This is a genomic window from Sphingobium phenoxybenzoativorans (assembly GCF_001757355.1).
GTDB lineage: Bacteria > Pseudomonadota > Alphaproteobacteria > Sphingomonadales > Sphingomonadaceae > Sphingobium > Sphingobium phenoxybenzoativorans.
Window position 1 is genome coordinate 14154 of sequence record NZ_MINO01000037.1, and the last position, 25528, is coordinate 39681.

Here is a 25528-nt window from a genome sequence, read left to right on the forward strand (position 1 = left end):
AAGTATGACTTATGAGCTGACCATCGAACCGCTTGGTGAGACGATCGCGATCGAGGATGGCCAAACCATCCTCGACGCGTGCCTCAGAAACGGAATATACTTGCCTTACCAGTGCAATCACGGGCTGTGCAGCACATGCAAGCTTTCGGTCATCGACGGCGAAGTTGAGCACGGTGATGCATCGCCTTTTGCATTGATGGACTATGAGCGCGAAGAGGGGAGAGCGCTGGCCTGCTGCGCGACGGCTCAGAGCGACCTTACCATAGAAGCAGACGTCGAGGTTGATCCGGACGCGCTTCATCTTCAGGTTCAAGACGTTGTAGGCACTATCGTTCGCTTTGAAAAGTTGACCCCTGACATTCTTGGGGTCTGGCTCGAGATCCCGGGCGACGGCCTTCCCTTTCAGGCCGGACAGTATGTAAATGTAGACATTCCTGGATGCTCCGAGCCCCGCTCATTCTCGATCGCAAGCTCGCCCGCAAACCCGAAGGTGATAGAGCTCCACGTGCGCAAAGTTCCTGGTGGAGTGGGGACCGAGTGGATTCATAAAAATGCCGCTCTGGGCCTAGAACTGAGAGTGACCGGTCCTTTGGGTCGGTTCTTTGTGCGTGCCTCTTCCAAAGACCCCATAATATTCTTGGCCGGCGGCTCAGGACTTTCAAGTCCCAAGAGCATGACCTTGGATCTTCTCGACAGGGAATGGAGTGGGCCAATCACTCTCATTCACGGCGTTCGGACGGCTGAGGATTTGTATTTTGCTGATGACTTTAGGCAGTTGGCAATAAAGCACAACAACTTCAGATACATCCCTGTCTTGTCCCAAGCAGCCGCTGACGGATTGTGGGACGGTACAACTGGCTTCGTCCATGAGGCTGCTGAAGCGATATTTGAAGGGAGTTTTAAGGGGCATAAAGCTTACTTATGCGGCCCTCCTCCTATGATCGACGCTTGCATTCGGTCTTTGATGAAGGGGCGCTTGTTCGAGAAGGACATATTTACCGAGACATTCTCGACTAAATCCGATGGCGAGAATTTGGCCAAAAGCCCTCTTTTCAAAAAGATCTGAGATGACTTCGCCGCATCAAACATTTGGCATCGAGGTCGGTACGGAGCACCGGTTCCTCTGCACAAGCGAGCAGAGCGTGCTCGGCGCCATGGAACGTGGCGGCATCCATGCGATACCTATTGGCTGCCGTCGTGGCGGGTGTGGCGCATGTCGCGTACGGATAGTGGAAGGCGAATTTAGAGTTGGCAAAATGAGCTCTCGCTATGTTTCCACGGATGACCTGTCTGACGGCATTGTGCTTGCCTGCTGTGTTCGGCCGTCTTCGAACCTCGTTCTGGAGCTCGCGCCGAGCCCGAAATGCGCGTTTCAACCAAGCGGGACAACCTGAGCCCGCTGATAGAAAATGGAGATGTTTGATGGCTCTCACCGGTGTCTTACGGCCTGGATATGTCCAGGTTCGCGTGCTTGATATGGAAGCGTCGCTGGTTCATTATCGCGACCGGATCGGCCTCGACCTTGTTGAAATGGGCGCCGATGGCCGCGCCTATCTTAAGGCTCCCGACGAATTCGATCATCATAGCATAATCCTTAGGGAGGCTGACGAGCCGGGGATGGATTTCATGGGATTCAAAGTCTCGTCGGATGAGGTCCTCACCGCCCTTGGGCGATCACTCTCTGATTCTGGCCTCTCTGTCGAAGAGGTTGCGGCCGGCGAGCAGCCTGGTCTCGGCCGTAGATTGAGCTTCTTTGCGCCTACAGGTCATCGATTTGAGCTGTTTTCGTCCATGGAATTATCTTCCAAAGGCCCAATGATTGAAAATCCAGACCTTTGGCATGATGAACCGCGTGGCATGAAAGCTCAACGCTTTGATCACTGTTTGGTCTATGGAATTGACATCGACGCAACAGCCAGGATTTTTGTCGATCTGCTTGGATTTCAGGTCGCCGAGAAAGCTGTCACGCCTGACGGCGATACGATAGCAATTTTCCTGTCTTGCGGAATGAAGGCACATGATTTGGCTCTTGTGCGATTTGGGGAAGATGCCAAGCTTCATCATGTGAGTTTCCGGTTGGAAAGTTGGCACGACATTGGCCATGCGGCTGATCTGATGACCCGTTATGACATGTCTGTTGATATTGGGCCGACGCGGCATGGGATTACGCGGGGGCAGACGATCTACTTCTTCGACCCTTCGGGCAATCGCAACGAGGTCTTTTCGGGTGGGTATGACTTTTATCCGGACAACCCAGTGAGGCAATGGACTGCGGATCAGGCGGGGAAGGCGATCTTCTATTATGAGCGTGCGCTCAACGACCGGTTCATGACGGTTGTTACGTGACGCCAGATGGGCTGCATCCACCGGCGCCGAGATTTATTATTCATGGCTACAGGCTGAGAAAAACACATGTCCGAGAAAATTATAAGTAACTTTGTTGATGGATCCTTTCAGGAGGGGCAGGGGCGCAATCTGTTCGAGAATCGTAACCCCGTTGACAATAGCCTGATCAGCAAGGTGGTTGAAGCTAGCGCGGCTGACGTGGATGCTGCTGTTGCGGCAGCGCGCAGGGCGCTCAGCGGACCGTGGGGCGACATGTCGGTAGACGAGCGCGCCACTTTGCTCCACCGTGTTGCAGATGGGGTAATGGCTCGCTTCGACGAGTTCCTGGCTGCTGAGTGTGCTGACACGGGAAAGCCCTTCAGCCTTGCTCGCCACATCGACATCCCGCGCGGCGCCTCAAATTTCAAAGTCTTTGCCGATCTGGTCAAGAACGTCGCGACGGAAGCGTTCCAGATGGGAACGCCCGATGGTACCGGAGCCATAAACTACGCGATCCGCAAACCGCGAGGCGTTATCGGGGTGATCTCGCCCTGGAATTTACCTCTCTTGCTAATGACGTGGAAGGTCGGACCTGCGCTTGCCTGCGGGAATACCGTCATTGTCAAACCATCCGAGGAAACCCCTACAACCGCCAGTTTGCTTGCTGAAGTGATGCGTGACGCTGGAATTCCCGATGGGGTCTATAACGTTGTAAACGGATTTGGTCCGGACAGCGCTGGCGCGTTCTTGACCAGTCATCGAGGGGTCGACGCTATAACCTTCACGGGCGAAACTCGCACAGGTGCTGCCATTATGAAGGCTGGAGCTGACCGAGTAAGGCCTGTTAGCTTCGAATTGGGTGGCAAGAATCCCGCGATCGTCTTCGCAGACTGTGATATGGACAAAGCTATCGAAGGCACCATGAGGTCCGCCTTCGCGAACTGCGGGCAGGTGTGCCTGGGAACCGAGCGCGTGTTCGTCGAGCGGTCCATTTTTGATCAGTTTGTAGAGCGGCTTCGCGACGGCGCAAAGGGACTGAAGTTGGGCGTTCCTGACGACGCAAGTGCAAATATGGGGCCTCTCATTAGCCTTGAGCATCGTGACAAAGTCCTCTCCTACTATGATAAGGCAAGAGATCTGGGAGCTAACGTAATCACTGGGGGTGGCGTGCCTGATATGGTCCCATCGCTTCAAGGTGGCGCCTGGATCGAGCCTACGATCTGGACAGGTCTGGACGATGATAGTGCCATTATGCGCGAGGAAATTTTCGGCCCTTGCTGCCATGTTAGCCCCTTCGATGATGAAGCTGAGGTAGTGCGACGCGCGAACGATACCGATTACGGCTTGGCTTGTTCAATCTGGACAGAGAATACGAGCCGGGCTCACCGTGTTGCCGCACAGATGGACGTCGGGCTCGTCTGGGTCAATTCGTGGTTCCTGCGTGATCTGCGGACGCCTTTCGGGGGCTCGAAAATGTCGGGCATCGGGCGGGAAGGCGGGGTTCATAGCCTCGAATTCTATACCGAACTTACAAACATATGCGTCAAGCTCTGAGGAATGCCATGACCGACGATAACGCCATTGCCGACGCCGCAACAGCCCTTCGTGACGCTTATGGAGGTTCGTTCATTACGCCGCTCAGAGAGCGGCTGGGTACAAATGATCCTGTAACGGCCTATGCCATTCAGGAGCACAACACGAAGCATTGGATAGCTGAGGGCCGGCGCCTGATCGGTCGCAAGATTGGGGCAACATCAGCAGCAGTGCAAAATATGTTGGGCTTAGATCAGCCTGACTACGGCATGCTCTTTGCTGACATGTCATACTCGGATGGAGAGATCATCCCCGTTGACAAGGTGCAGCAACCAAAAGTGGAAGGTGAAGTTGCGTTTGCAATCGGGCAAGACCTTGACTCGGATCAGCTCACGATAGCCGACATTCTTGCCAGCATCGATTATGCGGTAGCGGCGATTGAGATCGTCGGCAGCAGGATCGAGAACTGGAACATAAAGATCCTTGACACAATTGCAGACAATGCCAGTGCTGGACTGTTTGTTCTTGGTTCGCAGCCACGCAGACTTGCGGACTTCGATCCTGTGCTATGTGGGATGGTCATCGAGAAGGGTGGCGAACCAATATCCACCGGCGCGGGCATGGCCTGTCTGGGCAACCCGCTAACGGCGACGTTGTGGCTTGCCAAAAAGATGGTGGAGGTAGGGCGGCCGCTCAAGAAGGGCGACCTCGTTATGTCAGGCGCACTTGGTCCTCTCGCTGCAATCAGCGCTGGGGACAGTATCGAGCTGCGTATATCGGGTCTGGGAAGCGTGCGAGCCCATTTCTGAATGGTCGATCTTGACGCCCTATCCCTGACAACGTTTTTCGGAGGCCAAGTAAATGGCAATTGATGATCTTGCGCGCACCGTGGACGAGGCTGCGCGGACCGCGACGGAAATTACACAGCTGGCAGAAAGCCATTCTCTAACGGTGGACGAGGCCTACGCCATTCAGGCACTTTCGATGCGACAGCGTTTCGAAAGAGGAGAGAAGCTCATTGGAATGAAGATGGGCCTCACAAGTCGGGCAAAGATGCAACAGATGGGAGTATCTGATGTCATCTGGGGTCGGCTGACTGATGCCATGCGCGTAGAGGATGGCGACGCTATCGAATTCGAGAAGTTCGTGCATCCGCGTGTCGAGCCAGAGATAGCATTTATCTTAAAGAGGCCGCTCGAGGGTCGCGTTACGCTTCTGGAAGCTATGAATGCTATTGAAGCTGTCGCTCCGGCCATGGAGATCATCGATAGTCGGTATCGCAATTTCAAATTTAGCCTTCCTGACGTTATTGCCGATAATTCGAGCAGCTCAGCATTTGTTCTCGGTCCCTGGAACAGCCCATCAACCGATATCAGCAATCTTGGAATGGCTATGCAGATAAACGGGCGAGCCGTGCAAATAGGCTCGTCGGCGGCGATACTGGGGCATCCTGGGCGAAGTCTGGCAGCTGCGTCTCGCCTCGTGGCGGCTTCAGGACTGCGGTTGGAAGCAGGTTGGATCATCATGGCAGGTGGCGCGACGGCAGCGGAGAAATTGTTACCGGGAATGGCAGTCCGCCTTGACGTCGAGCGAATTGGTCGCACCGCGTTCAGCGTTTCGTCTCGAGCTGCCTGAAGCTTCACTCAGGCTACAAACCTGCACATCTCTTTTGGGAAGCACTCATGTCGAGCTTTTATCGGCGCTATCGTCGAGGATCGATCGATTGGTTTTTGGCTTAGGGCTCGACCAAATGGTCTTTTAGGGTTGCTTCGATGACCATGGATCTCGGCGTTGAAACGTTGTTAAGTCCGTCAGCTGCTCTCGCCAACCAGCTTGTGGAACGTGCGGTTTCTTACGGCTGCTCGCTCGGAATCTATGTCGCTGCCAGTGTCTGCGACACGACTGGACGCGCGATAGCCACGCTCATGCACCCCAATGCAGCCTCGCAGTGCGCAGCGATCGCACAGGACAAGGCGTCCATCTCAGCTGGCTTCCGATTGAATTCCGACGAACTTTATCAATCCATCAAGGGCACCGAGGCCTTAAAGCTAGGTCTAACGACACGTCGGGGCTTTGCTTTGTTCGGTGGCGGAATGCCCGTAATCGTAAATGGGCAAGCCGTAGGCGGAATAGGTGTTTCGGGCGGCTCGGAGGCGCAAGATGTTGATTGTGTCAGGCATGCTCTCGCTGGTTGTTGAGCCGTCTAATACGTCGAGAGTGAACTGTCGCGCAGCTATCCGGTCCTTACCACAAGTTGCCGCTGCTGCACCTTTATTTGAGAGATGCGCCTGTAGAGCACGAACGTTTCTCTTAGCGGCCGAATGTAGGCACGGCGTCAAACCGCCAAAGCAGACCGCTGGCCGCTCTCTGATGTGATCAATTCGTCGATCCGGTGTCGTCGTATGTGATTGGTTTGCTCAGATGACGAACATGCCCGGTCGAAATAATCCCAACCACCACGCAATCGCACCACAGAAACGCGTGCTAAACCAGTGCCTTACCTGCCGTAGACGACGCTTTCAAACGTTTGGCACGAGAATTGCTTACCTAAAGAGAATTGCTGCATCTCGGCGACAAGACCGAGGCAATCGAGAAAGGAGAAGAGATGGCCGGAAGTCTGCAAACCTATCGGCGACTGTTCGAAGCATTGCCTTTGCGAGCTACGGCTGTCGCTAGCGGCGCTGACCGCCTCCTCTTTTGCGCTCACGCCCTTTTTCCTATCCCACAGGGGTAAGACTCTACGCGTGCGGAACCTGATTACCTTCAAACTTGGAGTAAGATGAATGAGTAGGCTGGCACAAAAGGATTATTATGATCTGACGAGAGCGACGAGTTGGACGCCCAAATACGTCAGTGAAGAAGCCTTATTTCCGGAATCTATGACGGGCGCTCGGGGCATCCCTCTGGAAAAATGGGAGAGCTACGATGAACCTTATAAGGTTACCTATCAGGACTATGTGAATACTCAGCGAGAGAAGGACGCCGGCGCTTACTCTGTTAAGGCAGCGCTCGAGCGCGCGAACTTCGTCGCTACCGCCGATCCGGGCTGGATCAGCACGCTGCAAGCGCATTACGGAGCTATTGCGGTCCCCGAATACGCAGCAGCTACGGCTGAAGCGCGTATGGCACGTTTTTCGAAGGCGCCAGGCAATCGTAACATGGCAACCTTTGGAATGATGGACGAAACACGGCACGGTCAGATCCAACTCTTTTTCCCGCATGAGCACACTAAGCGCGGTCGGCAGTGGGATTGGGCGCACCGTGCAATGCATACGAATGAGTGGGCGGCGATCGCTGCGCGGCACTTTTTCGATGACATCATGATGACGCGCGACGCGCTAAGCGTGTCTATCATGCTGACGTTTGCATTCGAGACCGGTTTTACTAACATGCAGTTCCTTGGTCTTGCCGCCGACGCTGCAGAGGCTGGCGATCATACTTTCGCAAGTCTGATTTCAAGCATTCAGACAGATGAAGCCAGACATGCTCAACAGGGTGGGCCGGCGCTCAAGATTTTGCTGGAGAATGGCAAAAAAGCCGACGCACAGAAAATGATCGATGTCGCGTTCTGGCGCTCGTGGAAACTGTTCAGTGTGCTGACCGGTCCAATGATGGACTATTATACGCCGCTTGAACATCGCAAGCAGTCGTTCAAGGAGTTCATGCAAGAATGGATCATTGGGCAATTTGAGCGGCAGATCACGGATCTCGGCCTCGATACCCCTTGGTACTGGGACGAGTTCTTGCGCTCGCTCGATGAAACGCACCACGCGATGCATATGGGCGTCTGGTACTGGCGCCCGACCGTCTGGTGGAACCCAGCCGCAGGCGTTGCACCCGACCAGCGTGATTGGCTTGAAGACAAATATCCGGGTTGGAATGATTCCTTCGGCAAGTGCTGGGATGTGATCACCGACAATATTCGCAAGGGGCGGATGGACCGAACCGGGCCCGCTACGCTGCCAATGATTTGTAACATGTGCAACTTGCCAATCGTCGGTGCGCCCGGAAACGCTTGGAATGTCAAAGATTATCCTCTGGTGCACGAGGGTCGACTTTATCATTTCGGGTCCGAAGGGGATCGGTGGTGCTTCCAGCAGGATCCGGACCGGTACAAAGGTCATATGAGCTTTATCGATCGCTTTCTGGCCGGAAAGGTGCAGCCTGCAGATCTGGGGGGGGGGCTGGCCTATATGGGCTTGCGTCCCGGCGAGATGGGCGATGACGCTCATGGATATGCGTGGGCTTACCAAGAGATGAGCATCGCAGCCGAATAAGTTGAGCGCCGGCGATGCCGTAGCGTCGCCGGCGGCCATCGGAGAAGGGTAAGTTCAATGGCTATATTTCCACTCGGTTCGAACTTTGAAGGCGATTTTGTTATCCAGCTTGTCGCTGTGGATGACGAAAGCACTATGGACGAGGTTGCCGCCGCTTGCGCCGAGCACTCGGTGGATCGACGCGTCTCGCCGCAGTCCGGCAGGATCATGCGTGTCCGTCAGCACACAACCGGCACGGTTTTTCCGCGCGACATGCGGCTTAAGGATGCGGGCTTGCTGCCGACTGAAACTATCGACGTAATTTTCTCGGACGTTTGAGAGGGCTTGCTCATGGCATTTGAACGCGTCTGTTCTCTCGACGACGTCTGGGAAGGGGAGATGGAATCTTTCGAAACGTCAGACGGGAGTGAGATCCTGATCGTGTCTCTTCCAGGCGGTACCATAAAGGCCTTTCAAGGTATTTGTCCGCATCAGGAGATTGCGTTGGTCGAAGGTACTTTTGCCAACGGCGTACTGACATGCCGCGCGCATCTTTGGCAATTCGATGCGATGACTGGGCAAGGCCTTAATCCGACTGATTGCCGGATCGCTGAGTATCCGGTGAGGGTAGACGGTGATGAGGTGTTCGTCGATGCCGTGGGAATCGAACCCTGCAAGGCACACACCTGAATGCAGGAATAACCTGGCATTTTACGCGACTTGAATGGGGAGGAGAGGCAAATATGACATCAGTTTCAGAGACAACCAAAAGCAACCGTGTCGGGCCAGTTGTCCGAGCTGGCGATGTTGCGAAGGCCGCTCAGGAGGCGATTGAGATCGATAATCCGGGCAAGGAGGTCTTCGTTGATGACAGAGGGGTCTATATCCGCATTGAATGCGATCAGGAATGTCTGCTGACTCGTGCAACGATGGAAGAGGTTCTGGGCCGGAAGTTTGAGGTCCGGGAGTTGGAAATCAATTTGACCTCCTTCTCGGGGCAAATCGATGTGACGCAGGATCGCGTTCGGTTCTATCTTACCAAAACATATTGATCTGAGGAGAGAAACATCATGGCTAGCGCCCCGCCGGAGGCCCTCAAGCCTCTTAAGACGTGGTCTCACTTGGCGGAGCGCCGCAAGCGTCCGTCGGAGTATGAGATCGTCTCCACCAATCTCCATTACAGGCAGAATAACCCAGAAAGCCCATGGGAACTTGATCCCGATATCCACATGAACGAGTGGTATCGAACCTATTGTAACTCAAGCCCTCTAAAGCATTCAAATTGGGACGAGTTTCGTGATCCCGATAGCCTGATCTATCGCACCTATAACATTTTGCAGGACGGCCAGGAGCAATATGTCGGCGGTTTGCTCGACCAGTTCAGCGATCGTGAGCATGACAAGGGTCTTGACGACGAGTGGGTAGAGACCCTTGCGCGTCTCTACACCCCGGCGCGCTATCTCTTTCATACGCTGCAAATGTCATCTGCCTATCTTATGCAGATAGCGCCTGCGAGTACCATTTCGAATTGCGCGGTGTTTCAGGCAGCCGATTCCCTTCGATGGCTCACCCACACTGCATATCGGACGCGTGAGCTGGCGAACGAATATCCTCAGAAGGGCTTTGGAACTGCGGAACGGGCAATTTGGGAGGAAGATCCTGCGTGGCAGGGACTGCGCGAGATGATGGAACGGCTGCTTGTCACCTGGGATTGGGGCGAATCCTTTGTCGCTCTTAACCTCGTCGCAAAGCCCGCGATCGACGAACTCATGTTCGGCGCGTTGGCCGCGGCCGCTGGCGAAGCGGGTGACACACTCTATAGTCTCTTGGCTCAAGCCCAGTTGCGCGATGCCGAGCGTCACCGTCGCTGGGCAGCAGCCTTGGTGTCTTTTGCGTCGACCGAGGCCGGCAACGCGGCACTTATTGGAAGCTGGGTAGATAAGTGGGCGCCGGTGGCGTCGGGCGCAATTGATGCGTTCGCAGCAGCGCTACCTGACGGCGATCGATCTGGAGCCGCCGCAAAGGTCCGGATGCAACAGTTCCACGCGAGCTTCGATTGGCACGCCTGAATCTCTGCTCTCGCGGCTTCTAGTCGCGAGAGTTCTACAAGAACAGGCAAGAGGCAGGAGTGTGTGGTGACTGGTGGCGAGATCATAATTGAGGAGACTGGTGAACGGTTCATTCAGCTGCCAACTGACGGTTCCATCCTCAGGGCGGCACTGCGAGCAGGCATCGGATTTCCTTATGAATGCAGCTCTGGTGGATGCGGAAGCTGCCGATTTAGACCCATCTCCGGAGAATTCGTCGATCTTGCTGAGAATCCGGGCGGGTTGAGCGAACGGGACAAGCGGAAGGGAGTGCGTCTGGCATGTCAAAGCAGTGCGATTGGCGACGTTTCAATCAGCGTGTCGACCCGCCGGGAGTTCGTCCCGAAGCATAGCTTCGCGCGGTTTGAAGCCAACCTGACCCAAGTCCGGGATCTCACATCCGACATGCGAGAGTTTACCTTCCAAGGCCCGACGGCGGCGATGTTCATCCCGGGCCAGTATGCGCTTATCGAAGGGCCGGAGGGCATGACACGTTGCTACTCCATGAGCAATCTCCCCAATAATGGGGGAGAATGGCACTTCATCATCAAGCGAGTGGCGGGCGGGCATTTTTCCAACTGGTTGTTCGGTCTTGAGGTAGGGGAGTCTGTGACGATCGATGGCCCAATCGGTTTAGCTCACGTATCCGAAACCTCTCAACGGGATGTGATTTGTATTGCGGGTGGTTCAGGTCTCGCACCAATCATATCTATCGCACGGGCTCTGGCTTCAGAGCAGGATACAGAACGGCTGATTCACGTCTTCTATGGCGGTCGCACCCCAGCAGATATCTGCGGCGAGGACTATCTAAGCGGCTTTGCATGCTGGGGGGAAAGATTGCGGTTTCATTCCGTCGTCTCGGATGAAGAGGCTGCTAAGGCAGCTGGCTGGTCAGGTGAAATCGGCTTTGTTCACAATAGCGTAATCTCTCGGTTTGGCGACCGTGTCAGAGATCACGAAATCTACTTCGCTGGTCCGCCGCCGATGGCAACAGCTTTGCAGACAGCGTTGATGATTGAGATGAAAGTCCCGTTCGAGCAAATCCATTTCGATCGGTTCTTCTAGGGAGGCGGCTACATGAGGTCAGCAGTTTATCACGGCCCGCTAGACATTCGGTGCGAGGACATTCCTGAGCCGGCTATAAGCGCCGAACACCAGATGCTCGTGGAAGTGTCGGCAACATCGATCTGTGGCTCGGATCTCCATATATTTAGGGGAACGCTCGATGCGATCATGGAAAAGGGGAAGTCTACAACTGGCCATGAACTTATTGGGATCGTCGCGGAAACAGCATCTGGCGTTACCAAGTTCAAGCGCGGCGACCGTATCACCATCGCCTACTCGGCATCGTGCGGTGATTGCTATATGTGCCATGTCGGACAAACCGCCCATTGCGAGACGACCAAGAAGGCAGTTTACGGCTTTGGCGTTCCATTTGGAGATTTGAACGGTACGCATGCAGAAGCTCTGATCGTCCCTTACGCCGACGCACACGCAATGAGCGTGCCTGAGGCAATTTCCGACGCCGCTGCTCTGACGCTTTCTTGCAACTTGCCGTCCGCTATGATCGCCCTGCGCCTTGCGGCGATCGAACCGGGTGAAAATGTGGCCATCGTCGGGTGCGGCCCGACCGGGCTTATGACACTTGATCTCGTCCTAGGCCAGAGACCTGGCAAAGTGGTGGCCCTCGATAACGTCCTGCATCGCCTTGCCGTGGCGGAAAAGAAGGGAGCGGCGGTACTAAACGTTGCTCAGGACGACTGGCTCGAAAATGCATTGGCTGAGACAGGTGGCCGTGGGTTCGACAAAGTGATCGAAGTCGTGGGGACAAAGGAATCGCTCAATGCGTCGCTGGCTCTGGTGCGGCCCGGCGGGACAGTAGCGGCGATTGGTGTTTTCTGCGAGCCAGAGTTCACGCTTAATACAGCTGATGTATTCTTGCGCGACATAAGCCTCCATATGAATGGGTTCGCCAATGTGCAGCCCTTAATGTGGGACGGTTTGCGACTACTCGAGCGGGCCGGCTTGCAGCCTGAAGCGTATTTCAGCCATGAATTCTCGCTCAATGAAATCGATGCGGCTTTTGTCACCTTCAACGACAAGGCTGACAATGCCCTCAAAATGCTAATCCGGCCATGAGACTGGGCAAACTAGGAAACAAAGGGAGAGAGAATGTGAAAAGGAAATTCCTCGTGTCCGCAGCCTTCCTCGGCGCGAGCACCGCGTCGCCTGCTTTGGCTACCGATGTGTTTACGCTAGAAGGCTATGGGGCTATTTCCCGTGGTCTTGGCGGCGCGGCAGTCTCGCTTGATGTAGGTCCCGCCGGCATTATGAGCAACCCAGCCACTTTATCTATTTCCACAGATAATCAGGATCCCGACAAGGCATCGCAGCTTCTAATCGGCCTTGATATGGTGGCCACCAACATCGATGCCTATAATGACAGTACTGGCGCGAAAGCCCCCTCGCGTACGCACTCGCGCAACCGAGGACCTTATTTCGCTCCAGAACTGGCTTATATCAGGCGCGCGGGAAACTTCACGTTCGGCATTGGGGCCTTTGCGATAGGCGGTCTCGGGACCGAGTACGGCACGACCAGTTTCTTATCGAACGGCCTTTCGGGAAGACCCACTGGGCTGGATAACTCGAGCAGGATGCTCGCCCTGGATATCCCTGCGGCCGTCAGCATGAAAGTCGGTGACCGGTTGACGATCGGCGGCTCTATCGATGCTGTGTGGATTGGCCTGAACTTGGGATTGCAGCTTCAGGCAGATCAGGTGGGATCCCTCATTGGCAGCGGTCGTATCAATGGAAGCCTGGTGCCTGTACTTGGCGGCATCCCAGGGCTGGACGCGGCGCATTTCGGCCTGACCCGGAATAATTACCTGATTAACGGAGTCGATGGTTGGGGCATCGGCGGTCGAGTAGGGTTTACCTATAAGCTCACGCCTGCAACCACGATTGGCGGTGCCTATAATTTCGAGACAAATGTTGCCGACCTTAAGGGACCTGCGACCCTCACGGCTGTCTCCACCGTCGCCGGACAGATCCCCCTCACTGGCAGGATCCGCGTTAGAGACTTTCAATTGCCGGCGCGTCTTTCGATTGGCATCACGCAGCGATTTGGACCGCAGATATTATTGACCGCCGAGTATCAGCGAGCGTTCTGGAAGCACGCCATGAAAAACATCAACGTTGGATTTGAGGCGGACGCAGGCGGGAATGTTGATGTATTGCTTCCACAGAACTACCGCAATCAGGACATCCTTGCGGTGGGAGGCGCATATGAGATGGGGCCGATGACCCTCCGAGCCGGGGCGAGATTTGCTTCTCAGGCTACGCCCGGTGAAACCCTTCTCGCGGTTGTACCGGGTATCCCGAAATACCACGCTTCAGCCGGGCTAACGTATAAGCTCGGGAAGCGGCAGGCTATAGACATTGCCTATTCTCATGCGTTTAAGGAGAAAGTGACAAATTCGGGTCTGCCCAACACGTCGCAGCCCCTGACTGTCACGCACTCGCAAAACAATCTCTCGATTGGCTATCGCCTTACCTTTTGAATTGAGCCCGACGCGTGGCCGGCATTGGCCAGCTACGCGTCGGCCGGCCAAATCCACAAAATAACGCAGATAGGAGGTCCACTGGCCTTCCGCGCTGAAACAGATGGAACCGAACGTGAGCGAAACTAATCCTGAGATTGCCCACCGAATAGATGCGAATGGGATCACGACAAATGTCCACGACGTCGGTAGCGGAGATCCGGTTGTGCTCATCCACGGATCTGGACCAGGGGTAACGGCTTGGGCTAACTGGCGGCTGGTAGTGCCCGAGCTAGCAAAATCGCGGCGAGTGGTTGCTCCCGACATGGTCGGCTTTGGCTATACCGATCGGCCCGACGGCGTACAGTACGGGATGGAGACATGGATCGGTCACATACTGGCTGTGTTGGATAGCCTCGAGATTAGGTGCGCGGACGTTATTGGAAATTCTTTCGGCGGAGCGTTGGCACTTGCTCTAGCGATCCGTTATCCGGAACGCGTACGAAAGCTTGTGTTAATGGGTTCGGTTGGAGTGCCGTTCGAGTTAACCGAGGGTCTGGACGCGGTCTGGGGTTATGAACCCTCTGTCAAAAACATGCGGAGGATCCTGGACTATTTTGCTTACAACTCGCAGCTCGTCAACGACGACTTGGCCGAGATGCGTTACAGGGCAAGCATTCAACCCGGTGTTCAGGAAGCGTTTGCATCTATGTTTCCGGCACCTCGCCAGCGTTGGGTAGATGCCCTGGTTAGTCCCGATGAAAAAATTGAACAGATCAGGCATTCCACATTGATCGTTCATGGACGCGACGACAAAGTCATACCAGTCGAGACATCAATCCATCTTCATCATCTGATAGCAGACTCGCAACTGCATGTGTTTGGAAATTGTGGCCATTGGACACAAATTGAGCACTCCAATCGATTTACGACGCTCGTGGATTCATTCCTGGCAGAGTAAGTCAGTATCAACGAGTCTGGGGTGTCTGTCCGCCGTAATCCTATCCCACGTCGTCTAAATTGGCAGCGGTTTTAATTCGCCAACCAAACCGGCCTCAATCACCATCCAGGCTCAGACATATTTTCCCGACGAAACCTAAAGTCGATCTGCAATCTCCTTAGCACAACTTTTCAGTGCGTCGAGGCTTTGCATATCGCAGCCCGCTGACAGCACTTTATCATGTGAGAGCGATATGGCAGCGATAGGTGGCCGGCCCTTTCTTGACACAGGCACGGCCAGACATTGCAGACCTTGAGCCGCCTCTCGATCGTCTGCTGCCCAGCCTTGAAGTCGCACCTCTGCAAGACACTTCGCCAGGATCCTTGGCGAAATTATGGTTCGATCAGTGAAGGGAATGAAAGGGCCACTCGCAAGATAGTCCTCAAGGTATTTCTCTGAGCGGCTAGCCAGGAGAACCTTACCGATGCCTGAGCAATAAGCCTCGAGTTGTCCGCCTTCCTGAGTAAAGTCCAAGCTCTCTGTCTCGTCACCGACCTTGACTAGATATGTGACCATTGCGTCTTCGAGAACGCCAAGATGGGCAGTACACTTGTTGTTATCCGCAAGCGTCTGCAAAAGAGGCCGGGCAATAGAGGCCAATTGCTCATTAAAATGTGTCGCGGGCTCGATCTCTGCGAGCACCACGCCGGGTGCATAGCGCCCATGGCCAACACGCAGAATCATCCGATGACGAAGGAGTTCTCCGAGCAATCGGTGTAAGGTAGTTCTCGGATAACCAAGATCGATTGCCAATTGCGAGATCCGGGTATGACCGCCGTCATCGGCTATCAAACGAAAGAGGTCCAAACCCTTTGAGAGCGAGTCTGTGCCTCCCTTGATCTCATCCGATCTGTTATGTCCCGCCATATGGGTCATTTCTAGCGCCGAAATTTGTGAGATGAAAGCGCAAACGGTAGCATCCGGTCAGAATATTACGGCTTCGAGGAGAATGAGGCGGAGGGGGCGGCTAATCATTTCCCCTGGTCAACAGATCGACAATGCTTGGGTATGGGCTTGTAGCCGCTTAACCCATTTAATCGCCAAACACCGATCGTCCGCAGCGATGCGATCGCGACCTACATGGAGAGCTGAAATGAAAACCAAAGTAGCGATTATAGGCTCGGGAAATATTGGTACAGACCTCATGATCAAGATTATGAGGATGTCTGAAGTCCTCGAAATGGGCTGTTTTGTGGGCGTTGATCCCGAATCCGATGGCTTAAAGCGAGCTGCGCGTTTGGGTGTACCGATCACATCGGAGGGGATCGAGGGCTTGCTCGCGATGCCAGATTTCGAGGCTATCAAGATCGTTTTCGACGCCACTTCGGCGGGGGCTCATGAGAAGCATGACCGCATACTTCGCGAGAAGGGTAAAACAATTATCGATCTTACCCCGGCTGCGATTGGGCCCTTCACCATCCCGGCCGTCAATGGCATGGATAATCTGGACGAGGTCAATGTAAATATGGTCACCTGCGGGGGCCAGGCCACGATCCCCATGGTGGCAGCGGTGAACCGGATTTCACCTGTTATCTATGGCGAGATTGTTGCGTCAATCGCTTCAAAATCCGCCGGGCCAGGCACGCGCGCCAATATCGATGAGTTCACCGAGACGACCAGCCAAGCGATCGAGAAGGTCGGTGGTGCCAAGCGCGGTAAGGCAATCATCGTTCTCAATCCGGCGGAGCCGCCGTTGATTATGCGCGACACGGTCTATTGTCTGGTCGGTCCTGGCGCCGATACTCAAGCAATCGAAGAGTCGGTTCAGCAGATGGTAACCGAGGTGCAGTCCTACGTCCCTGGCTACCGGCTGAAGCAAAGCGTTCAGTTCGAAAGCATAGGGAATAATGCGCCGCTTAAGATCCCGGAAATGGGCGATGAGTTTACCGGTACGAAGGTCTCGATCTTTTTGGAGGTTGAAGGCGCAGCGCACTATCTTCCTGCCTATGCAGGTAACCTCGACATCATGACATCCGCAGCGTTCAGAACTGCCGAGCGCATCGCGAACCGCCATCATCAGAAGGAAGCGGCATGACTGATATAGATGCACCTGCCGGAATGCCGAATGGCAAACTTTACATCCAGGACGTCACGTTACGTGATGGAATGCACGCAATACGCCATCAATATAGCCTCGAGCATGTACGCGACATCGCAAGGCTGCTCGATGCCGCCAAGGTTGACGCGATAGAAGTGGCACATGGTGATGGGCTCTCAGGCTCTTCATTCAACTATGGCTTTGGCGCACATACAGACTGGGATTGGATCGAAGCGGTTGCGGACGTCCTTGAACACAGTGTGTTAACCACTTTACTTCTGCCCGGCATCGGGACAGTGCACGATTTGAAACGGGCATATTCCCTCGGCGTCCGCTCCGTGCGCGTAGCGACGCACTGCACAGAAGCGGATGTGTCACGGCAACATATCGAATTTGCGCGCGGTCTTGGCATGGACGTGTCGGGCTTCCTGATGATGAGCCACATGAGCGACCCAGACTCCCTTGCGCAGCAGGCATTGCTTATGGAGACGTATGGTGCTCACTGCGTATATGTCACCGACAGTGGGGGCGCGATGTCGATGGGCGATGTGGCCGCTCGACTGCAGTCTTACGATCGCGTGCTCAAGCCCGAAACCCAACGGGGCATTCACGCGCATCACAATCTAAGCCTGGGAGTAGCAAATTCGATCGCGGCCGTCGAAAACGGCGCAGTTCGGGTTGACGCCTCGCTGGCGGGAATGGGCGCAGGCGCCGGGAATGCGCCGCTCGAGGTGTTCATTGCTGCGGCGGATCGCCTGGGCTGGGATCACGGAACGGACCTTTTTGCATTGATGGATGGTGCCGAGAATTTGGTTCGCCCGCTGCAGGATCGACCCGTTCGCGTCGATCGGGAAACATTAACTCTCGGTTACGCAGGGGTATATTCAAGCTTTCTGCGCCATGCCGAGAAGGCCGCGGAAGAGCATGGTCTGGATACGCGGCAAATACTTGTCGAGCTTGGCCGGCGAAAGATGGTTGGCGGGCAGGAAGATATGATTGTCGATGTTGCGCTCGACCTCGTCAAAGGCGTCGCAACGGCAGAATGAGTTCAATCCATTCGCTTGGCTGGGATCATTTTGCCAGAGAGCAGGGCCTATGCCCGGTTGGATATGGAGGAGCGAAACCTTGCTGTACGACGCCTATGAGGCACAAAATGCGGTACTGTCGGGTGCAAATCTTCTGGCGGATCTTGGCTCTAAATGGGCCAAGAATCCATTTAACCCCGTGGCGTACTCGCAAATCGGGCATATGGTGGCATCCGGGCTGGACGTTTTTGCTCACGCATCCCAGCCGCGCGGTAAACCAGAATTCGGCTTCACGACAACCGCGATTGCGGATGGACGCGAGGTTTCCGTGACTGAAGAGGTCGTGCTTCGAAAGCCTTTTGGGCAACTTAAGCGCTTTTACCGAGATGGCGCCGAAGACAGCCCTCGACTCTTAATTGTCGCACCGATGTCCGGGCATTATGCCACACTTCTGCGCGGAACTGTTGCAAGAATGCTACCCTTTGCTGATGTCTACATCACAGACTGGCGCGATGCGAAGAAAGTGCCGGTAGAGGACGGTCGGTTCGCTATAGATGAGTATATCGACTACCTCATCGAATTTCTGGAATGCATCGGCCCTAGATCGCATATGTTGGCTGTTTGCCAGCCAGCTGTTCCAGCTTTTGCAGCTGCCTGTGTCATGGGTGCAAGTGGACACCCGTGTAGACCACGCACGTTGACGATGATGGGCGGGCCTATCGATACTCGCGAAACGCCTACCGCGGTCAACCGTGCGGCTACGCAACGATCTCTTGGTTGGTTCAAATCAAACGTCATCGCGACAGTCCCCATGTCTTATGCTGGTCGCGGCCGCAGAGTCTATCCCGGTTTCTTGCAACTCGCAGGCTTTATGGCGATGAACATCGGTAGTCATTTAAATAGCCACTACGAAATGTTTCGTCACTTGGTGGACGGGGACGGCGAAAGTGCAAGAGCGACGATGGCGTTCTACGAGGAATATCGGTCCGTCTGCGATATGACCGAGGAGTTTTACTTACAAACCATCCAGGACGTTTTTCAGATGCATAAGCTCCCAAAAGGCGAGCTCATCTACAGGGGCTCGAAGGTCGACCCTTCGGCAATCAAAGATACCGCCTTGCTCGCGATCGAAGGCGAGAAAGATGATATTTCGGGCATTGGTCAGACACGCGCTGCGTTATCGATCGCCACAGGGTTGCCTCCCTCGGACAAACGCTACCTCTTGGCGGAAGGGGTTGGGCATTACGGTATATTCAATGGTCGTCGCTGGCGCGAGAGGATCGCGCCTGTCATGGAGGACTGGATCCGCACTCATTATATCTGATTATGAAGGCGGCATCGTGAGGCGGTCTATCAACTTGGCGTGTCGCCATAATATCGCATTGCGGCGGTCGAGAAGGAATGACCCAACATGTGGGCCTCTCTAGCTAGCCGAATTTGCACCGTCTGCTCCGTAATATATGTACGGTCAGGAGAAATTGAAAGATGAACCTTGTTGCAGACTAGCGCTCGTAGCAAACTCTTGAGACAAGAATAGAGCAACGGGAGTGAGGAATCATTCCGCTCTATGAGTTAGGTCACAGTAGAGCCGATCGAATGTTGAATAGGTGATCCCAAGTCGTGACGACTTAAAAGTAAAAAGACGCCTATCGAATAACAACCCGCTTCCGCATGTCTGCAGCGACTACGGGGCGGCTTGAACAAATGGCGTAACCCCGAAGGGAGACGGACATGGCCAAAGGTAAGACGGATGCCAGCGGGAAATATATCGTTCCTAGCGGACGGGTGTACCTTTCGGGTAATCAGGCGCTCGTGCGACTGCCGATCGAGCAAGCTCGCCGAGATGCAGCCGCAGGACGCAACACCGCTGGGTTTATTTCCGGTTATCGTGGGTCGCCGCTTGGTCACCTTGATCAGGACTTTATGGCGGTCGACGCGCTCTTAAAGGACCGAAATATCCGATTTCAGGCGGGCGTGAACGAGGATCTCGCTGCGACAGCGGTTTGGGGAACACAGCAGATCGGCTTCTTCGACGCAAAGTTCGACGGCGTTTTTGGGATGTGGTACAGTAAAGGACCGGGCGTTGATCGCTCCGGCGACGCACTTCGCCATGCCAACTTGTGGGGAACCGCGCCTCTGGGAGGCGTCATCATGGCGGTTGGAGACGACCCCATGAGCCGTTCAAGCTCGATCCAGCAACAAAGCGAGCATACCCTGGCGTCAATGTGCATTCCCACATTCAATGTCGCCAATGTCCAGGACATTTATGATTTTGGCTTGATTGGATGGGAGCTTTCGCGCCACGCGGGCGTGTGGGTGGCGATCAAGGGCGTTTCGGACACGTATGAATCATGGCTGGCCATCGATGTTGACCCCGCGCGAACGCAAGTGATAGTACCGGCACCGCCGCTCGGATCAGTGCATACTCGGTGGCCCGATCGGTCGGTCGATCAGGACGAGCGAATGCTCAAGCTGCGCCTTCCGGCGGTGCACGCCTTCGTCCGTGCAAATGCGTTGAATAAGACAACCCATCGCTCGACCAAGCGCAGGGTCGGAATCGTAACTTGCGGAAAAGCATGGGCGGATACAGTCGAGGCATTGTCAGACTTGGGTTTGACGCCAGACCTACTCGACAATTTGGGCATCGAAGTCTTCAAAATTGCTTTGGTCTGGCCGTTGGAGCCCGAGACCTTGATCGCTTTTTGCGCGGGCTTGAATCAGGTCCTTGTGATTGAGGAGTCTCGCCCTATCCTCGAGCCTCAGATTAAAGATATTCTCTTTAATCTTCCCGCAGGAAACCGACCCGAAGTTCTAGGCAAACTTTCCCTTGATGGATCGCGCTGGCTTCCATCGCACGGAGAGGTCTCTCCGGCGATCATCGCGCGCGTTTTGTATCAGTGGCTCGCACCGGTTTATCGCTCGCGCGAGATGGCGAGCTGGATCGGGTATCTCGACAAGGTTCAGACTGAACTAGCTAAGCCACGTGACAATATCATAAGATCGCCCTATTTCTGTTCTGGCTGCCCTCACAACAGCTCAACCAAGGTGCCGTCTGGGTCTCAGCAACTTGCCGGTATTGGGTGTCACTGGCTCGTTAATCTTATGGATCGCGAGACAGTCACATATCCACAGATGGGCGGGGAGGGCGGTAACTGGGCAGGGGCGGCACACTTCCTAAAAGACGATCATATTTTTGCTAATGTTGGCGACGGGACCTGGTATCACTCGGGTTCTATGGCTATTCGGCAGGCCGTCGCTGCTGGCGTAAACATCACCTACAAGATTCTCTATAATGATGCGGTCGCCATGACGGGAGGGCAACCGGTTGATGGGCCTATCAGTGTAGCGCAAATCACGCATGAGCTTCTCGGTGAGTCGATACGCCATATCGCGGTGGTCAGCAGTGCGCCTGAAAAGTTTGTGACCTCTGATTTCGCGCCGGGCACGACGCTTCATCATCGGGACGAGCTTGAGGCGGTTCAGTTGCGCTTTCGCGAAGTGGCAGGTGTGTCGGTCATCATTTACGAGCAGACCTGCGCTACAGAATTGCGGCGACGGCGTGGGAAGAAGATCGCGGTTGATCCTGCGCGACGGGTCGTCATTAACGAGCGCGTGTGTGAAGGCTGCGGCGATTGCTCAGTGCAATCAAACTGTCTTTCTGTCCAGCCTATCGAGACCGAATATGGCCGCAAGCGGACGATTGATCAGTCGGCGTGCAATAAGGACTTTTCCTGCCTCAAGGGATTTTGTCCGAGTTTTGTCACCGTCGAAGGCGGCGAACTGGCCAAACCCAAAAAGCTTGATCTCGGCAGTTCGGTATTGGCGGCTTTGCCGGTTCCCGCCGTGCGATCGAGCAAGAAGGTTTTTGGTCTCATGGTTGCGGGCATCGGAGGCACCGGTGTCGTGACAATTTCAAACCTTATTGGCCAGGCTGCTCAGGCTGAAGGGAAGGTCGTTCAAGCCCTTGACCTAACTGGGCTCGCTCAGAAGTTTGGTGCGGTCTATTGCCACTTGAAAATCGGCGAGCGCACAGAAGACCTAAATTCAACGCGTCTCTCCGTCGGGCAATGCGATGTCTTGATCGGCGCAGATATCGTGACGTCCGCGTCTGACGATGCACTTTCCCGCATGAAACTCGGCGCCTGCGCTGCTGTCGTCAATGACCACGAGACGGTGACAGGTGTATTTACGCGAGATCGCGATTTTGCTGTTCCAGTAAGCGCGCAACGAAAAGCGATCCAGCGCTTCTGCGGAGAAAAGAACGCGACGTTTCTTGACGCCACGCATCTGGCCGAGCGATTGACCGGCAATACCATCGGCGCAAATATGCTCTTACTGGGATATGCTTGCCAACGCGGATGGTTGCCCGTGAGTTTGCAATCCTTAGAGGCTGCCATCGAGGCGAACGGAGTCGCCGTTCGGGCAAATCAGGAAATTTTCGCATTGGGCAGGCTACTGGCTCATGACGCGGATGCGGTCATGAAGCTCGTCAACCAATCAACTCCGGACCAGGTTTCCCAAGACGCAGCCGGCACATTGGCGGCGTTCATCGATCGCAGGCGGCAAGATCTTGTCGCATATCAAAATGAACCATATGCGCAGCGCTACGTAGAGATCGTCGCGAAAGTCGGTTTGCTAGAGACTGCTATAAAGCCTGGAAGCCAGGAGTTGACGGACGCGGTCGCTAGAAACCTTTACAAACTACTCGCCTACAAAGACGAGTATGAGGTAGCGAGGCTATATACCGACGGCGATTTCGCCGCGAAGATCCGCGCACAATTCTCGTCAGATGTCAAATTGAAGGTTCATTTGGCGCCGCCGCTCCTATCGAAAGCGGATCCAGTTACCGGGCGGCCAATAAAGCGAGAATATGGTCAACTTATGTTCTCTTCCTTCCGTTTCTTGGCCAAACTGAAAGGTCTCCGTGGGACACCGTTTGATATATTTGGATATACAAAGGAGCGTCGCCTAGAACGAGAACTCATCGTCGAATATGAAACGACAGTTTCTACAATCCTGGAGCATCTAACCATAGATAATCTAGCGGATGCAGTAGCCCTTGCGCGATGGCCCGATCACGTCCGTGGTTTCGGACCTGTCAAATTGGCCGCTATCGAGAAGGCCGGCGCTGCGCGAGAACTACTAGGCCGATCTTTTCTCAAAGCTCGGGCGGTTTCTTCGGTCGCAAATGATATCAAGGTCGGAGTGCCCCATGTCGCAGCTTAGACGGGTTGAGTGAAACATTGCCGGGCAGTTTCGATCCGGGTTCTGCATGGTTAGCAGGCCGCGTACGGCGATCGTTGCGGTGGTCTCTACAGCGGACAGGATTTCTTCACGCGCTGTCAAGGCGTTGGGGCTTCTGTCTAGAAGAACGAAACTCATCGACGCCCAAGGTCGTCACCATACCAAAGATGGGTTTTATACGAAATGATCGCGCGCAACGAGACTGATCGACAAGTTGCAAGCTCGTTGATGGAGGATAAATTGGCTAGAGTTGCAATCGTGACTGGCGGCACTCGCGGTATCGGGCGGGCGATTAGCCTCGCATTATCGAACATGGGTATGACCGTTGTCGCTAATTTTGGCGGTGACGAGGAAACTGCCCGTTTGTTCACGAAAGACACGGGCATCAGGGCGTTCCGTTGGGACATTGGCGATTTCGAAGCAGTTCAGGCTGGCGTTGAGTTGGTCGAGCGTGAGGTTGGTGCTGTCGACGTGATCGTCAACAACGCCGGCATCACAAGAGACAGCACTCTGCTCAAACAAAGCTACGAGCAGTGGCGGGCGGTAATCGACACTAATCTGGGTGGTTGTTTCAACATGGCGAAAGCGGTTTTTCCGGGAATGCGCGCACGCCGGTGGGGTCGGATCGTGAACATCGGATCGGTCAACGGCCAGGCGGGCCAGTATGGGCAGGTCAATTACGCAGCTGCAAAATCTGGCATTCACGGCTTCACCAAGGCGCTTGCGCAGGAAGGCGCCGCTTTCGGAATAACGGTGAATGCTGTGGCACCAGGATATGTCGACACTGAGATGGTCGCAGCTGTGCCAGCCGATGTGCTGGACAAAATTGTGGCAAAGATACCGATCGGGCGACTTGGTCAGGCGCAGGAAATCGCTCGAGGGGTGGCATTCCTATGCGCCGAGGACGCTGGCTTCATCACGGGATCGACACTTTCGATCAACGGCGGGCAACATATGTATTGAGCTTCTCAGCGCTGCATTTCGCAAGAGAGCCTGCTCAGATTCTCGTCATTACTCGTTTCCAAAGCTAGCTGCGGTAATATCAAGAACTAAGCTGAGCTTAGTAATATCCCTCAGCAGTAATTTGACGCCTCGTTTGTTATTTTGAACAAAACGCGATCACGGCATTCAATGTAGAGCGGACGTGCTCTGCGATCAGCGCTGCCGCCAGTTCTTCGTTTCGCGTGATGGCAGCTTCGAATATCCGGGCATGTTCATGATGCACATCGCGACCTGGTGTCTTCATGAAGACCAACCGACGATAGCGTTCCGACTGACGATAAAGAACCGATATGAAACTCTGTGTCCACTTCGATTCGGATCCGGCCGTCAAGGCTTCGTGAAACTTTCGATTGCAATCCTCCCAATAGAATACGTCGACATCCCCCGCGGCAAGTCGGCCCTCAGCACGCGCCAAGCGATGGAACGCTGCTGCAAGGTTCGCTTCCCATTCGTCATCGCCACGACGGACCGCTAACCTTATCGATTGCATTTCCAATGCCGCCCGAGTTTCAGTGATGTCACGGAAGTCGGCGAGCGACATTGGCGCCACGCTAAAGCCTCGTTGTTGCTGAGCAACAACGAGGCCATCGGCTGTCAACAGCGCTAACGCCTCACGAAGGGTCGCAGCACCGACATTGTAATGGTTCTTGAGATGTTCCGTCTTGAGCTTTTCGCCTGGTTTAAGGCTGCCCGATACGATGTCTGAACGCAGTTGATGATATGCTGCAACCGCGAGCGTTCGAGCGGGATCAGACGAGACTTTAGGATCGACTGAGTGGGGGGCGGTTGAGCTTGGCATGCGACAGACGTGTCGCGTTTCGTTGACGGATTCAAGCCCCAGTTGCTTGATGTCACAATCTCGAGATTCTGCTTTAGTCTCGATAGACGGCGTGATACGGAATTGACGGTGGAAGCCTCTCGCGCGTGCGATTCGACAAAGATGCTAGCGCGCGCAAGCAAGGCCCCACGAAATGACGGATGTCGTGACAGACTGGACAGAATAGTCCTGCGTCGCGTGTACGTAGAAAAAGTCTATAAAAGGGGGGAAGAGATATGAAATTCATCGCATCAGTTGGCGTTTCGTCCGTGTGGCTTCTTGCATCCACGACTCTAAGTCCAGCATTTGCGCAAGTCGTCGCCTCGCGGCAGAGCGATTCGAACGGAATTGAGGAGATCGTTGTTACGGCGCAGAAGCGCGTGGAGAACGTTCAGGATGTTCCCATCGCAGTTTCTGCCTTCGGGTCGAAGGCCTTGGAGGAGAGGGCCGTCAGCAGTGTTGTGCAGCTTTCCTCTCTGGCGCCTAACGTCACCCTCGATAATTCGGTCGCGTTCTCTGCTTCTACAGCTGTTCTGGCCGCCTCAATTCGCGGCATTGGTTCGAGCGATTTCGCATTTAATATCGATCCAGGTGTCGGGGTTTATGTCGACGGTGTCTACCTCGCTCGTTCGGTGGGTGCCAACCAAGACCTTCTCGATATA

Annotated in this window: 25 protein-coding genes; 22 read left to right on the plus strand and 3 right to left on the minus strand. The window is 54.8% G+C overall.

Annotated features, from left to right (window positions below; translation table 11 throughout):
* Positions 1 to 4 precede the first annotated feature (4 nt).
* The 7 genes from BHQ40_RS15895 to BHQ40_RS25235 all read left to right on the plus strand — a co-directional run bounded on the left by BHQ40_RS15895 (position 5) and on the right by BHQ40_RS25235 (position 6056).
* Positions 5 to 1066, plus strand: coding sequence for an NADH:ubiquinone reductase (Na(+)-transporting) subunit F (locus tag BHQ40_RS15895; protein ID WP_070156805.1), 1062 nt, complete (start codon positions 5 to 7; stop codon positions 1064 to 1066).
* A 1-nt stretch (position 1067) separates the two neighbouring features.
* Positions 1068 to 1394, plus strand: a complete 327-nt coding sequence (locus BHQ40_RS25230; protein ID WP_083276981.1) for a 2Fe-2S iron-sulfur cluster-binding protein — start codon at positions 1068 to 1070, stop codon at positions 1392 to 1394.
* Between the two features lie 28 nt (positions 1395 to 1422).
* On the plus strand, positions 1423 to 2346 hold the full coding sequence (locus tag BHQ40_RS15900; protein WP_070156806.1) for a catechol 2,3-dioxygenase: 924 nt from the start codon (positions 1423 to 1425) through the stop codon (positions 2344 to 2346).
* A 66-nt stretch (positions 2347 to 2412) separates the two neighbouring features.
* Entirely contained in the window at positions 2413 to 3879 is a 1467-nt protein-coding gene (locus tag BHQ40_RS15905; protein ID WP_070156807.1) for a 2-hydroxymuconic semialdehyde dehydrogenase, read from the plus strand.
* Positions 3880 to 3887: 8 nt separating this feature from the next.
* Entirely contained in the window at positions 3888 to 4667 is a 780-nt protein-coding gene (locus BHQ40_RS15910) for a 2-keto-4-pentenoate hydratase (protein ID WP_070156808.1), read from the plus strand.
* 52 nt (positions 4668 to 4719) lie between these two features.
* Complete coding sequence (locus tag BHQ40_RS15915; RefSeq protein WP_070156809.1) at positions 4720 to 5493, plus strand: 2-keto-4-pentenoate hydratase; 774 nt, start codon at positions 4720 to 4722, stop codon at positions 5491 to 5493.
* A 137-nt stretch (positions 5494 to 5630) separates the two neighbouring features.
* On the plus strand, positions 5631 to 6056 hold the full coding sequence (locus BHQ40_RS25235) for a heme-binding protein (RefSeq protein ID WP_083276982.1): 426 nt from the start codon (positions 5631 to 5633) through the stop codon (positions 6054 to 6056).
* A gap of 299 nt (positions 6057 to 6355) precedes the next feature.
* On the opposite strand, the gene BHQ40_RS15920 is transcribed toward BHQ40_RS25235, so the two are convergent.
* Positions 6356 to 6565: a hypothetical protein gene (locus BHQ40_RS15920; protein ID WP_070156810.1), complete on the minus strand. Its 210-nt coding sequence runs from the start codon at positions 6563 to 6565 to the stop codon at positions 6356 to 6358.
* Between the two features lie 76 nt (positions 6566 to 6641).
* On the opposite strand from BHQ40_RS15920, the gene BHQ40_RS15925 reads away from it, so the two are divergent.
* The 9 genes from BHQ40_RS15925 (at position 6642) to BHQ40_RS15965 (ending at position 14701) form a co-directional block, all read left to right on the plus strand.
* The gene (locus tag BHQ40_RS15925) at positions 6642 to 8135 is read left to right on the plus strand and encodes a ferritin family protein (protein WP_070156811.1); all 1494 of its coding nucleotides are present in this window, start codon (positions 6642 to 6644) and stop codon (positions 8133 to 8135) included.
* A gap of 57 nt (positions 8136 to 8192) precedes the next feature.
* The gene (locus BHQ40_RS15930) at positions 8193 to 8453 is read left to right on the plus strand and encodes a toluene-4-monooxygenase system B family protein (RefSeq protein ID WP_070156812.1); all 261 of its coding nucleotides are present in this window, start codon (positions 8193 to 8195) and stop codon (positions 8451 to 8453) included.
* 12 nt (positions 8454 to 8465) lie between these two features.
* Positions 8466 to 8804, plus strand: a complete 339-nt coding sequence (locus BHQ40_RS15935) for a monooxygenase system ferredoxin subunit (RefSeq protein WP_070156813.1) — start codon at positions 8466 to 8468, stop codon at positions 8802 to 8804.
* Positions 8805 to 8857: 53 nt separating this feature from the next.
* Positions 8858 to 9166 (plus strand): MmoB/DmpM family protein, encoded by a 309-nt coding sequence (locus BHQ40_RS15940; RefSeq protein ID WP_070156814.1) that lies wholly within the window; start codon positions 8858 to 8860, stop codon positions 9164 to 9166.
* A gap of 18 nt (positions 9167 to 9184) precedes the next feature.
* Positions 9185 to 10183 carry an aromatic/alkene monooxygenase hydroxylase subunit beta gene (locus BHQ40_RS15945; protein ID WP_070156815.1) on the plus strand — a complete coding sequence of 333 codons (999 nt, stop codon included), beginning with the start codon at positions 9185 to 9187 and terminating at the stop codon, positions 10181 to 10183.
* A 66-nt stretch (positions 10184 to 10249) separates the two neighbouring features.
* Complete coding sequence (locus BHQ40_RS15950; protein ID WP_083276983.1) at positions 10250 to 11266, plus strand: 2Fe-2S iron-sulfur cluster-binding protein; 1017 nt, start codon at positions 10250 to 10252, stop codon at positions 11264 to 11266.
* A gap of 12 nt (positions 11267 to 11278) precedes the next feature.
* Positions 11279 to 12340, plus strand: coding sequence for an alcohol dehydrogenase catalytic domain-containing protein (locus BHQ40_RS15955; protein ID WP_070156816.1), 1062 nt, complete (start codon positions 11279 to 11281; stop codon positions 12338 to 12340).
* Positions 12341 to 12375: 35 nt separating this feature from the next.
* Positions 12376 to 13761, plus strand: a complete 1386-nt coding sequence (locus tag BHQ40_RS15960) for an OmpP1/FadL family transporter (RefSeq protein WP_070156817.1) — start codon at positions 12376 to 12378, stop codon at positions 13759 to 13761.
* 115 nt (positions 13762 to 13876) lie between these two features.
* Complete coding sequence (locus BHQ40_RS15965; RefSeq protein ID WP_253183384.1) at positions 13877 to 14701, plus strand: alpha/beta fold hydrolase; 825 nt, start codon at positions 13877 to 13879, stop codon at positions 14699 to 14701.
* A gap of 135 nt (positions 14702 to 14836) precedes the next feature.
* Here BHQ40_RS15965 and BHQ40_RS15970 read toward each other — a convergent pair whose 3' ends face one another.
* The gene (locus BHQ40_RS15970) at positions 14837 to 15616 is read right to left on the minus strand and encodes an IclR family transcriptional regulator (RefSeq protein ID WP_070156819.1); all 780 of its coding nucleotides are present in this window, start codon (positions 15614 to 15616) and stop codon (positions 14837 to 14839) included.
* 217 nt (positions 15617 to 15833) lie between these two features.
* On the opposite strand from BHQ40_RS15970, the gene BHQ40_RS15975 reads away from it, so the two are divergent.
* The 5 genes from BHQ40_RS15975 to phbB all read left to right on the plus strand — a co-directional run bounded on the left by BHQ40_RS15975 (position 15834) and on the right by phbB (position 24010).
* Entirely contained in the window at positions 15834 to 16775 is a 942-nt protein-coding gene (locus tag BHQ40_RS15975; RefSeq protein WP_070156820.1) for an acetaldehyde dehydrogenase (acetylating), read from the plus strand.
* Positions 16772 to 17824 carry a 4-hydroxy-2-oxovalerate aldolase gene (dmpG, locus tag BHQ40_RS15980; RefSeq protein ID WP_070156821.1) on the plus strand — a complete coding sequence of 351 codons (1053 nt, stop codon included), beginning with the start codon at positions 16772 to 16774 and terminating at the stop codon, positions 17822 to 17824. The genes BHQ40_RS15975 and dmpG overlap by 4 nt, the downstream gene beginning before the upstream one ends.
* A 79-nt stretch (positions 17825 to 17903) precedes the next feature.
* Positions 17904 to 19127 carry a polyhydroxyalkanoate depolymerase gene (locus tag BHQ40_RS15985; RefSeq protein ID WP_070156827.1) on the plus strand — a complete coding sequence of 408 codons (1224 nt, stop codon included), beginning with the start codon at positions 17904 to 17906 and terminating at the stop codon, positions 19125 to 19127.
* Positions 19128 to 19534: 407 nt separating this feature from the next.
* Complete coding sequence (locus tag BHQ40_RS15990) at positions 19535 to 23029, plus strand: indolepyruvate ferredoxin oxidoreductase family protein (RefSeq protein WP_070156822.1); 3495 nt, start codon at positions 19535 to 19537, stop codon at positions 23027 to 23029.
* Between the two features lie 258 nt (positions 23030 to 23287).
* Positions 23288 to 24010, plus strand: coding sequence for an acetoacetyl-CoA reductase (gene phbB / locus BHQ40_RS15995; protein WP_070156828.1), 723 nt, complete (start codon positions 23288 to 23290; stop codon positions 24008 to 24010).
* A 136-nt stretch (positions 24011 to 24146) separates the two neighbouring features.
* Here phbB and BHQ40_RS25240 read toward each other — a convergent pair whose 3' ends face one another.
* Entirely contained in the window at positions 24147 to 24848 is a 702-nt protein-coding gene (locus BHQ40_RS25240; protein ID WP_083276985.1) for a GntR family transcriptional regulator, read from the minus strand.
* 254 nt (positions 24849 to 25102) lie between these two features.
* Between BHQ40_RS25240 and BHQ40_RS16005 the strand changes: the two genes are divergently transcribed.
* Positions 25103 to 25528, plus strand: a 426-nt coding sequence (locus BHQ40_RS16005) for a TonB-dependent receptor plug domain-containing protein (protein ID WP_139139325.1), incomplete at its 3' end; no start/stop codon positions are given.